This window comes from Pantoea endophytica (genome assembly GCF_002858935.1).
Taxonomy (GTDB): domain Bacteria; phylum Pseudomonadota; class Gammaproteobacteria; order Enterobacterales; family Enterobacteriaceae; genus Pantoea; species Pantoea leporis.
Genome location: NZ_PJRT01000009.1, coordinates 44,992 through 56,703 on the forward strand (window position 1 = coordinate 44,992; position 11,712 = coordinate 56,703).

Here is an 11,712-nt window from a genome sequence, read left to right on the forward strand (position 1 = left end):
GGCCACGTATGCTCTGTGCCCTTTTTTAGCGCTTAGCGCAATTTTGTCTTCACCAGGAACTATTCATGACCAGAGCACTGCTGCTGGCCATAGGGCTCGTGATCGCTGCACCTCTGAGTGCGGCCACGTCGACCGGCTCTATTGCCGCTACCTTAACATTATTCTCGCGTTGCGATATCTCACGCCAGAGTGAACACTCTCTGCCCAAAGTGGATTGTGGACGTCACTTCAGCGCGCAGCCGCGCATTACCGAACGAGTATTAAAACGCGATGCTAAACGCCGCGAATCTGCGCGTTTAGTGACTATTGAGTGGTAGGAATCTGGCTACCAGAACGGCAGCCAGAAGCAGCATTAGATGCTGAAGGAAGAACCACAACCGCAGGTGGTTTTGGCATTCGGGTTGGTCACGATAAAACGTGAACCTTCCAGGCCTTCGGTGTAATCCACGGAACCGCCCACCAGATATTGCAGGCTCATCGGATCCACCACCAGCGCCACGCCTTGTTTCTCGATGGTCATGTCACCGTCATTCATTTGATCGTCAAACGTGAAGCCGTACTGGAAACCGCTGCAACCGCCGCCGGTAATGTAAACGCGCAATTTCAGCTCGGGATTTTCTTCATCAGAAATCAGGTTTTTCACTTTTTTTGCTGCTGCATCAGTAAATTGCAAAGGCAGCGCTGCTAAGTCGTCACTCATCTTTTACTCCGGGTAAACGTCGAGGTCAGAAAACGACCTTAATCTCGCTATTATCTGCCAGCCGTCCAGTGCAATCAAGTGTCACGCTTGACACTGTGTGCCGCCGCATGCGCAGGAAAGTATATACCCTAAACTTTAGCGCAAGCCGTTATTCCCGTAGAATGGCGCCAGATTTTTTCCCGAACAGCAGGAGCAGAACAATGAGTAAGTCAGAAAACCTGTATGCCGCAGCGCAACGCCTGATCCCCGGCGGTGTGAACTCCCCGGTACGTGCATTTACCGGTGTGGGCGGTGTGCCGCTGTTCATCGAACGCGCTGACGGTGCGTATCTGTATGACGCCGACGGCAAAGGCTATATCGATTATGTCGGTTCGTGGGGCCCGATGGTGCTGGGTCATAACAACGCCAACATCCGTAACGCAGTGATTGAAGCGGCTGCGCGCGGTCTGAGCTTCGGCGCGCCAACCGAGATGGAAGTGAAAATGGCCGAGCTGGTGTGCGAGCTGGTGCCAAGCATGGACATGGTGCGCATGGTTAACTCCGGCACCGAAGCCACCATGAGCGCCATTCGCCTGGCGCGCGGCTTCACCCATCGCGACAAAATCATTAAGTTCGAAGGCTGCTATCACGGCCACGCCGACTGCCTGCTGGTGAAAGCCGGCTCCGGCGCGCTGACGCTCGGCCAGCCAAACTCGCCGGGCGTACCGGCCGATTTCGCTAAGCACACGCTGACCTGCACCTATAACGATCTCAGCACCGTGCGTGCGGCTTTCGAGCAGTATCCTGAGGATATTGCCTGCATCATCGTTGAGCCGGTAGCGGGCAACATGAACTGCATTCCACCGCAGCCAGACTTCCTGCCAGGCCTGCGTACGCTGTGTGACGAATTCGGTGCGCTGCTGATTATCGACGAAGTGATGACCGGCTTCCGTGTTGCATTAGGCGGTGCTCAGGCCTATTACGACGTGACGCCAGACCTGACCTGTCTCGGTAAAATCATCGGCGGCGGCATGCCGGTCGGTGCCTTTGGTGGTCGTCGTGATGTGATGGATGCGCTGGCACCAACCGGTCCGGTTTATCAGGCCGGTACCTTGTCCGGTAACCCGATTGCCATGGCGGCGGGCTTCGCGTGTCTGTCGCAAATTGCGCAGCCTGGCACCCACAGCACGCTGACCGATCTGACCACGCAGTTAGCACAAGGCCTGCTGGCCGCAGCGAAAGCCGAAAATATTCCGCTGGTGATCAACCACGTGGGCGGTATGTTCGGGATTTTCTTCACTGATGCCGATGAAGTGACCTGCTATCAGGACGTCACTCAGTGTGACGTTGAGCGCTTTAAGCGTTTCTTCCACCTGATGCTGGAAGAAGGCGTTTACCTTGCGCCATCTGCTTTTGAAGCGGGCTTTATGTCGCTGGCGCACAGTAAAGAAGATATTCAACGCACCATCGATGCGGCACGCCGCAGCTTCGCGAAACTTTAAAACCGTCTGAATGGCGCACTCTACCGTCGTTGTGGAGTCGCCATTCAGGGTTACCCTGATTACGCCCGCCGCAACAGCCAGATAAAATACGGCGCACCAAAGAAGGTCGCCATCAACCCGGCTGGAATTTGATCCGGAAACGCCAGCATCCTGCCGCACCAGTCGGCGAAAATCATCAAGCCGCCGCCCAACAAACCGGCCATCAACACCTGTGGTAACGCACGGCGGAACCCGAGCATGCGCACAATATGCGGCGCCATCAGCCCGATAAAGCTCAGCGGCCCGATAGTTAACGTGGCCGTGGCAGTTAATGCCGCCGCCAGCAGCAGCAGGCTGAGGCGCGAGGTAGTGAGCGCCATGCCCGCTGAACGCGCGGTAGCGCTGCCGAGTGGTAACAACGTTAACCAGCGACTTGCCAGCGGCGCCAGCGAAATCAGCACCACACCCACCACCGCGCTTTGCACGGCCTGCTGCATATTGATGTTGTAGGTTGAACCGGAGATCCAGCTCAGCAAGCCCGCCATGCGCGGATCGCCGCTGGCCAGCAGCACCATCAAAAGCGTGACAAACGCGCTGTTGAGCGCCATGCCCGCCAGCAACATGCGTTCTGGCGAAAAGCCGCCGCGACTCGCCACCAGCATAATAATAATCAGCGTCAACGCCGCACCCAGCGCACCGGCAGGCAACAGCCACGCCACCGCATCGCCCGGCACGAAGAACATCATCACCACCACGCCGCACGCCGCACCCGAGCTAATGCCCAACACTTCCGGGCTCGCCATCGGATTACCGGTAAGCCGCTGGATCAGCGCACCCGCCACGCCGAGCATCATGCCCACCATCAGCGCGGCCAATACGCGCGGCGCGCGCCACGGCAGCAGCTGCTGCAGCATATCGCCGCCCACCCACGCAAAGCCGTGCGCATCGCGGCCAAAGGTGATGCCAACCCAGCTAAACGCGGCCAGAATCAGCAAACCGACCAGACACCAGCGCAAGACGTTTTGCCGCTCAGCCGGCACGCTATCGCCCTGATTAAGCGCTGGCGGTACCGATCCAGTACGCAGGCGCGGCAGCAACCAAAGCAGAATCGGCACGCCGATCAGCGCGGTCGCCGTGCCGGTAGACACTTCACGCCAGTGGTTGGTCAGCCATAGCACGCACTGATCGGCCAGCCACAGCAGCAGCGCACCGATCAGCGGCGCCAACAACATGCGGCTGATCAGGCGACGCCCGCCGAGCATCTTCGCCAGCAGCGGCGCGAAAAGGCCGATAAAGCCGATGATACCTGCAACATTGACCAGTTGCGCGCTAAGTAAAATTGCCAGCGCCAGCGCAGCAATACGTGCCGCCGACAGCGCCAGACCGAGGTTTTTCGCTACGCCATCGTCGAGCCCCATCAGCGTCAGTGGACGCAGCAGCGCCAGCGCCACCACAAACGCCAGCAGCAGACGCGGCCACAGCTGCGCCACATTGTGTCCATCCAGCTGGTTGAGCGCGCCGGTGCTCCACAGGAACATGTTCTGCAACTGATCGTGATTGAAGATCGCGAAGATTTGATTCACCGAACCGGCGTACAAACTCAGCACCAGCCCAGCCAGAATCAGTGTCACCGGCGACAGACGTTTGCCCCAGGCCACGCCGAATACCAAAATACCGATAATTACCGCGCCGCCCATCGCCGCAAACTGCTGCGTGAACTCGCCGCCCGGCAAATGCCATAACGTCGCGACGGTAATCCCCAGTTGAGCGCCCGACGACACGCCAAGCGTGGTGGGTTCCGCCAGCGGATTGCGCAGCACCTGCTGAAACAGCAAACCGGCGAGGCCAAGGCCCGCGCCAACCAGCAGCGACAGCGCCAGTCGCGACAGCAAACTGTGATGAAACACCACTTGCTGGATGTTGTTGACGTCAGGCGCAAAAAACGCCTGCGACCATTGATCGATAGGCAGCGCCTGGCGCAGATTGATCACGGTTAAGGCCAGCGCCAGCAGAAACACCGTACTCAATAGCGCGACGGGAAAAAGACGATTGCGCATCAGTGCGACTCCAGCGCGTGTTCCAGCACGCGGACAAATTTCAGCGCCGAAGAGGTCGCGCCGTAATACCATACCGCCGGCACGCGCTGGAAACGCTGCGCGCGCACAAACGGCAGCGCCTGCCACAGCGCGGTGGCCATCACCTGCTGCATATCGCGATCGTTATCGTGATCGAAGCAGATCACCTGCACATCACCCACTTCCGCCAGCCGCTCCAGCCCAACGACTGCACTGCCCCAGAAGTTGGTTTCGCCCTGCCAGGCATTGCTCAAGCCAAGGATCTCCATCACCTCAAGGAACAAACTGTTTTTACCGAAGGTAATCGCGTGGCGGCTGTCCATCAGCGACATCAGCAGCACCGGACGATCGGCCCACGGCCTGAGGCGTTCACGCGCCGCCGCCAGCTGTTCATCCACATACTGCAGATGCTGCACGGCCTGCGCTTCACGGCCAAGACGTGCGCCGAGCGCCTGCAATGAGTGACGCGCGGTGCTGAGCGGTTTGCCGTCGCCGCTGTTGAGGTCAAAACCCATGGTTGGCGCGATGCGCCGCAGCTTATCCAGCGCCGGACCATAACCATTGGAGTGCAGGATGAGTGAAGGTTCGAGCTGCGTCATCAGCTCCAGATTGGGCTCGGTGCGTAAGCCAAGATCGATAACGCTGGACGGCAGCTGCGGATCGCCGACCCAAATGTTGTAGTTGTGCATGTCGGCCACCCCGAGTGGCGTCACGCCGAGCGCCATCAGCAGCTCCACCGGCAGCCACTCCAGCGCCAGAATGCGCTGCGCATCCGGTATGGCGGCACGCAGCGGCAACGCGGACATCAACGGGGAAAGTGCCAGCGCCATCAGCAGGCGGCGGCGAGAAATGTCGAACATGGCGAGGCCTTAATAAACGAAACTGACGGGCGCGCCGCCCAGCGGATGCGGCAAAATGCCCATCGGAATACCGTAAATGTTGCCCAGCACATCGGCCTGCATGATCACCTCGGGGCCTCCTTCGGCAATCACTTCGCCACCGCGCAATGCCACCAGACGATCGCAATAGCGCGCCGCCATGTTGAGATCGTGCAGCACCGCAATCACCGTTAGCCCACGTTCGCGGCTGAGACGCTGAATCAGCGCCAGCACATCAACCTGATGGGCGATATCCAGCGCCGAGGTCGGTTCATCCAGCAACAGGCAGCGACTGTTCTGCGCCACCAGCATCGCCAGCCAGGCACGCTGGCGCTCGCCGCCAGAAAGGCTATCCACCAGACGCCCGGCAAAAGGCTTTAATCCCACCAGCGTAATCGCCTCTTCCACCCGATCGCGATCTTCCTGACCATAGCGGCCCAGCGCGCCGTGCCACGGATAGCGGCCAATCGCCACCAGCTCGCGCACCGTCATGCCTTCCGCCGCGGGCAGTTGCTGCGGCAGATACGCCACCTGACGCGCAAAATCTTTGCTGCCCCAGTTATCCACCGCGTCCTCATTCAGCAACACGCGCCCTTCACTCGCCGCATGGTGACGACCGAGCATTTTCAGCAGCGTGGATTTGCCAGAACCATTGTGACCAATCAGCGCGGTGACTTTGCCCGGTGCAAAGGTAAGAGACAGCGGATGCAGCAGCGTGCGGCCTGGCACACGAAAACTGACGTTATCCAGCCTGAAGGTGGTTTCTGCGTGGTGCGGATGCTGCATGATAATCCCTGGTTAATCTGTAGGTCGCCATTGATGGCGACCTACGTAACACGATTAGAAACGGAAAGTCGCAGTACCGACAATCTGACGCTCAGCGCCCCAGTAGCAGGCGTAGTCGCGGTAGCAGCTGGCGACGTATTCACGATCGAACAGATTATTGACGTTAACGCCGATGGTGGAGCCCGGCATGCCAAAGCGTGCGAGGTCGTATTTCAGCGCGGCATCAACGGTGGTGTAACCGGCTACGTCGAAGTTTTGGTTCACATCGTCGCCGCTGGCGTACAACCCTTTGCTCTCGCCGACATAACGTACACCTGCACCCACGGTCACGCCCGACAGCGCCGTTTCATGGAAGGTGTGATCACTCCACAGCGATGCCATATGCTTCGGCACCTGCACCGGCGTTTTGCCTTTCAGGTTAGTGTCTTCGGTGTATTCCGCATCAGTGTAGGTATAAGACGCGGTCATATTGATGTTGGCATTCAGCGCGGCTTTAGCTTCCAGCTCCACGCCACGCGAGCGGATTTCACCACTCTGAATGCTGGCATTTGGGTGGTTAAGGGTATCCGGATCGGCCGTCAGGTTTTTGGTTTTGGTCAGCTGATACACCGCCGCCGTCAACACCACCGGACGATCTTTAGGAACGTATTTCACACCGGCTTCATACTGCTTCGCGCGGGAAGGATCAAAGGCTTGACCATCATAAGTTGAACCTGAGTTCGGAATGAAGGCTTCGCTGTAGCTGAAGTAAGGTGCGATACCGTTATCAAACACATAGTTCAGCCCGCCACGCCAGGTGAAAGCCTGATCGTTCTGGTGATCAACGCTATTGGCTACGCGATCATAGACCGAGTTCATCGCGTAATCATAACGACCGCCGAGGGTTAACACCCAGCGGTTCCACTCCATCTGATCCTGCGCGTATAAACCGGTTTGGCGCTGCTTATTGAGGTGCTGATAAGGATTAGGGAACGGCGTCACGCTGTCGTCGCCATATTGTGGATTAACGGCATTCAGCGGTGATGCGGTACCAAATTGCGCATCAATATCGTTACGCGTGCGCTGGAAATCGACACCCAGCAACAGTGTGTGATCAATTTGACTGGTGGTGAATTTGGCCTGCGCCTGGTTATCGACTGCAAACTGGTTGAGCTTTTCATCAGAAACCGCTGAACCGCGGGTGATTTGCTGTGTTGCGGCATTAAAACCATTGCCATAAATGCTGCGATAATCCGTTCTCAGATCCGCATAGCGCAAATTCTGCCGCACCGTCCAGGTGTCGTTGAAACTGTGCTCGAAGTTGTAGCCCACCATCCTGGTGTTGCGCGAAATCTTGTTGCTGTCTTCGCCTTCATCAAAGTTAGTTGGCAGCTTGTAACTGCTGCCGTCAGGACGCGTGATGCCCACCACGGTGCCCTGACGCGGCAACCAGCCGTAATAGCCGGTTTCCGGTTCGTTCTGGAAGTAGGTCAGCAAATCGAAACGCGTATTCTCATCCGGACGCCAGCTGAATGATGGCGCAATGGTGTAGCGCTTCTCTTTGTTCATATCCTGCTGCGCATCGGCGCTACGCGCGAGACCGGTCAGGCGATAACTGTAAACGCCGTCATCATCCAGCGAGCCGCCGAAATCGAAACCCGTGGAGAACTGATTGTTTGTGCCCATCTGGAACTGCACTTCACGCAGCGTCTCCTGCGTCGGACGCTTACTCACCAGCGACACCACGCCGCCCGGATTGCTCTTGCCGTACAGCACCGAAACCGGACCGCGCAACAGTTCGGCGCGTTCAAGGAAATAGGGATCGATAGCAAACTCAGAGTAGTTATCACCCTGCAGTTTCAGGCCATCAAGATATTGGTTGGTGTTGGTTTCGCTGAAGCCGCGAATAGAGAGCGCATCGATAACATTGGAGCTACCGCGGTTACCGGTCAACACGCCTGGCGTGTAGTTGAAAGCCCCTTTCACGCTGGTGACGTTTTTCATCGCCATCTCTTCCTGCGTGACTACCGAGATTGACTGCGGGTTCTTCTCAATCGGCGTATCGGTTTTGGTGCCGGTGGCGCTGCGTTTGGCCGCAATGGTTGGCGACGGGCCCCACGCTTTCTCTTGCTCGACTCCGCTGCCGCCATCAGCGCTAACCACCACGGTATCTTCTGCCAACGCCTGCACGCTGAACGTACCCATAGTCAGTGAAATAAACCAAGCCAGCGAACGCGGGCGTAAGAAACAAGGATTAGTGTTTCGCGTATTCATAAGTGAGGTCTCTCGAAAAAAGTCGATGCAGGCGAATACAAACGAGAATGATTATTATGACGCACGGATTTTAGGCGAAATAGCGTCATATTCGCAACGATTAATGCCTGTAAGCGCGGCGTTTACAGCCAGATCGCGCATATTCATGATCGCAAATAATAAATCAGCAATAAAAGGAGCGGAGGCCGGCAATCGGGAAATTGCATTGCCGCACAGAGGAAGTTTATTACATCCCGACAGAGCAACAAACCAACGATAACGAGTAAAATCATAAACTTAAAAAAATGGCCCGCTAATTGCTTATCTCCTGCATTCTCCTTCCTGCAGACACACTTATGACCGCTATAAACTGGAACATTGTTGATCGCGTTATCTTCATCAATTTGAAGAAACGCAAAGACCGATTAACCCGCATCACTAAACAACTTAAAAAGCTGGGTTTAACCGCTGAAAAAATCGTTCGCCTGGACGCGATCAAGCATGAAAAGGGCTACATCGGCTGCACGCGATCGCATATCGCCGCGTTGGAGATGGCACGCGATAACGGCTGGGAGCGCGTGCTGATTCTGGAGGATGACTTTAGCTTCAATGAAAGCCAGAAGAACTACGACAATCTCAACCGCTACTTTGCCGCCCTGCCGCAAATCAACTGGCAAGTGGCTTTTCTGGCGGCCAATTATCGCCGCGTCACGCCGTTAAAAAGTGTGGACTATATCGTGCGCGCTAACTTCGCGTGGTGCGCATGCGCCTATATCGTGAATCACCGCTATTACACCACGCTGATTGAAAACTATCGCGAGGCGCTGCAGGCGCAATTGCAAGGTGGTGCGCAGGCACAATATGCCCTTGATGTGCACTGGAATAGCCTGATGCAGCAGGATCTTTGGCTGGGCGTATTCCCCAACGCCGGTGCACAACGGCTCGATAAAAGCGATATCGAAAATCGAACGGTAGATTACCGCGCACTCTTCAGAAAACCGTTGAGTCAAATCGTTGCGCCCGCCAAATTCACACCCTCCACTTCAGGCCCAATTAAAGTCGACTTTTACTTCCAGTGGCCACCGGGTTGGACGAACTTTGAATCGGTGATTGAGGCGATGCAGGCCAATCCCGCGTTCGATTGCCGCATCGTGGTGGTGCCTTACCTGAACTGGAAGGCGAGCGATGTTAATGGCGATATTCAGCGTGAGATTCTGGGTGAAAGAGGGCTGGATTACACAGGATTTGAAGACTATCAGTTGGAGGAGCGTCAGCCCGATGTGGTGTTCTTGCAAAACCCTTACGACGAAGCTCGCCCCGAATGCTTTCGCAGCGACTACCTGCATGAGCGCGGCGTGAAAATCGCTTACATCCCTTATGCGCTCGATACCGGAATTGGCGCAGAGAGCATGGTGTATCAATATAATTTGCTTTGTCAAAATCTGGCGACGTGGATATTTGCCCGCTCGGAAAAACATAAAACTGAGTTTGCGCTGCAGTGTCAGGCAGGAAATCGCCATGTGCACGTTACCGGCCATCCTAAATTTGACCACTATCAGCGTCGTTTCCATCTCACGGATAACCTGCCGGCTCAAACGGTAACCACCTTCCTGTGGACGCCGCATTTCGTACTGCCTGGCGACCAGAAGATGTACACCACGTTCAGCCTTTACTGCTCGGCGTTCTTAAAACTGATTGAGCGTCAGGACATTCATCTGATCATTCGCCCCCATCCGCTGCTGAGCCAATGGATAGGTGAAGCCAACCCAACGGCACAAAGTCTTTATCAGCAGTTACAGCGCGCGTCGCAGCAACACACCAATCTGGAGTGGGATCTCGGGCATGATTACACGCTGACTTTTGCGCGTTCCGATGCACTCATTGCGGACGCCGGTTCCTTCCTGCTGGAATATCTGCCGTCGAAAAAACCCATCCTCTACCTCACTCACGAAACCTGTCACGGTTTGAACCGCACTGCAGAATTCATTTATGACGCCTACGACGTTGCCTGGTGTGAAAAGGATATTTTCACCTTTGTAGACAACATTGTCGCGGGTCACGATGCAATGAAAGTGCGCCGGGAACAAGTCCTGCGTGAGGAACTGCAGATAGAAGAGAAAACAGCGGGCGAGAAAATCGCTGAAATTATTTGTTCATCACTCAGACCGCAAGCGGCGGAATAAAAAATGAAAAATGTAGCCATAATACTTTCTGGCGGTACAGGCACCCGCTTTGGCAGCGACAAGCCAAAACAATTCGCCAAGTTAGCGGGACGTGCCGTGATTGAATACACCATCGAACGTTTTGAAAAATCGGCCGACATTGATGAAATTATTATCGTCTCACAAAATGAGTACATCGATTACATGTGGGAGTTGGTGGCAAAAAATCAGTGGCACAAAGTGAGTAAAGTGGTGAACGGCGGTAAGGAACGTTTTGACTCAACGTATTCCGCGCTGAAAACCCTTATCAACTATGACGGTCATTGTAAAATCTTACTGCATGATGCCGTGCGTCCATTAATTAGCGACACTATTATTCGCAAATGCGTAGATGCACTTGAATCCTTTGACGCCGTAGATGTGGTGATCCCCTCAGCAGATACTTTAGTAGAAGTTCACGATGATGGCTGCATTGCCAATATTCCTCATCGTGCCAGCATGCGCCGAGGCCAGACCCCTCAGGCATTTCGTCTGGAAAAAATTCGCCAGGCTTATGAGAAAGCAGCGGCCATGGGTAAGTTTACGTTTACCTGCGACTGCGGAGTATTGCGTAATATGCTGCCTGAAACGCGTGTTATTACCGTAGAGGGCGATGAGAACAATATTAAAATCACCCATCCACTTGATCTCTTTATCGCAGAAAAATTGCTGCAGGAGAAAAGCTCACACGCATTGAATTCTGCAAATCTCGATTTCCTGCGCGATAAGCATATGGTTATTTTTGGTGGAGGTAGCGGAATTGGTCTGGAGATGATGAAAGTTGCCACGCTGTGCGGGGCCAAAGTACATATTGCCAGTCGTTCACATAATGATATCGACATTACTCATCTCGACAGCGTAAAAAACTATTTAACTGACATTGTTGCCGAGCATGGCAATATTGATTTTATCGTCAACACTGCGGGTGTCTTGATTAAGAAACCGCTCGCCACGCTTACTCAGCAGGAAGTGATGGCGCTGATTAACATTAATTATCTGGGAGCCGTAAACGTGGCAATTGCGGCAAAAGAGCGGTTAACCTGCAACTCCGGCATGTTATTGAATTTCACATCCAGTTCTTACACTCGTGGACGGGCTTTTTACGCCCTTTACTCATCGGCAAAAGCTGCGGTAGTCAATCTGACTCAGGCGCTGGCGGAAGAGTGGATTGAGGATAAAGTCAAAGTGAACTGCATTAATCCTGAGCGTACCGCCACACCGATGAGAACCGTTAATTTTGGCGAGGAACCTGCAGATTCACTGCTACATGCACGAGACGTTGCAGTAAAAAGCCTGGAAGTTCTCGTGACGCAAAGTACTGGTATGGTTATTGATATTCGCAAAAGTAACTGTAAGAATCAGCCCAGCTAACCACCTATC

9 protein-coding genes are annotated in these 11,712 nt (G+C 55.0%); 4 read left to right on the forward strand and 5 right to left on the reverse strand.

Annotation, left to right across the window (positions count from 1 at the left end; translation table 11 throughout):
* Nucleotides 1-65: 65 nt before the first annotated feature.
* Nucleotides 66-317, forward strand: a complete 252-nt coding sequence (locus PZBJ_RS08170) for a hypothetical protein (RefSeq protein WP_101762055.1) — start codon at nucleotides 66-68, stop codon at nucleotides 315-317.
* Between the two features lie 35 nt (nucleotides 318-352).
* Here PZBJ_RS08170 and erpA read toward each other — a convergent pair whose 3' ends face one another.
* On the reverse strand, nucleotides 353-700 hold the full coding sequence (erpA, locus tag PZBJ_RS08175; protein ID WP_007893884.1) for an iron-sulfur cluster insertion protein ErpA: 348 nt from the start codon (nucleotides 698-700) through the stop codon (nucleotides 353-355).
* A gap of 200 nt (nucleotides 701-900) precedes the next feature.
* On the opposite strand from erpA, the gene hemL reads away from it, so the two are divergent.
* The gene (gene hemL / locus PZBJ_RS08180) at nucleotides 901-2,181 is read left to right on the forward strand and encodes a glutamate-1-semialdehyde 2,1-aminomutase (RefSeq protein ID WP_101762056.1); all 1,281 of its coding nucleotides are present in this window, start codon (nucleotides 901-903) and stop codon (nucleotides 2,179-2,181) included.
* A 59-nt stretch (nucleotides 2,182-2,240) separates the two neighbouring features.
* Here hemL and fhuB read toward each other — a convergent pair whose 3' ends face one another.
* From fhuB to fhuA, 4 genes are read right to left on the reverse strand one after another with little or no spacing between them, the layout of a single operon-like run.
* Nucleotides 2,241-4,217, reverse strand: a complete 1,977-nt coding sequence (gene fhuB / locus PZBJ_RS08185; protein ID WP_101762057.1) for a Fe(3+)-hydroxamate ABC transporter permease FhuB — start codon at nucleotides 4,215-4,217, stop codon at nucleotides 2,241-2,243.
* Complete coding sequence (gene fhuD / locus PZBJ_RS08190) at nucleotides 4,217-5,095, reverse strand: Fe(3+)-hydroxamate ABC transporter substrate-binding protein FhuD (RefSeq protein ID WP_101762058.1); 879 nt, start codon at nucleotides 5,093-5,095, stop codon at nucleotides 4,217-4,219. Before fhuD ends, fhuB begins: the two co-directional genes overlap by 1 nt.
* A gap of 9 nt (nucleotides 5,096-5,104) precedes the next feature.
* On the reverse strand, nucleotides 5,105-5,899 hold the full coding sequence (gene fhuC, locus PZBJ_RS08195; protein ID WP_007888799.1) for a Fe3+-hydroxamate ABC transporter ATP-binding protein FhuC: 795 nt from the start codon (nucleotides 5,897-5,899) through the stop codon (nucleotides 5,105-5,107).
* Nucleotides 5,900-5,953: 54 nt separating this feature from the next.
* Nucleotides 5,954-8,152, reverse strand: coding sequence for a ferrichrome porin FhuA (fhuA, locus tag PZBJ_RS08200; RefSeq protein WP_101762059.1), 2,199 nt, complete (start codon nucleotides 8,150-8,152; stop codon nucleotides 5,954-5,956).
* Between the two features lie 335 nt (nucleotides 8,153-8,487).
* Here fhuA and PZBJ_RS08205 point away from each other — a divergent pair, with 335 nt between their 5' ends.
* Nucleotides 8,488-10,314 carry a glycosyltransferase family 25 protein gene (locus tag PZBJ_RS08205; protein ID WP_101762060.1) on the forward strand — a complete coding sequence of 609 codons (1,827 nt, stop codon included), beginning with the start codon at nucleotides 8,488-8,490 and terminating at the stop codon, nucleotides 10,312-10,314.
* Nucleotides 10,315-10,317: 3 nt separating this feature from the next.
* The gene (locus tag PZBJ_RS08210) at nucleotides 10,318-11,703 is read left to right on the forward strand and encodes a bifunctional cytidylyltransferase/SDR family oxidoreductase (RefSeq protein WP_101762061.1); all 1,386 of its coding nucleotides are present in this window, start codon (nucleotides 10,318-10,320) and stop codon (nucleotides 11,701-11,703) included.
* Nucleotides 11,704-11,712: the final 9 nt, after the last annotated feature.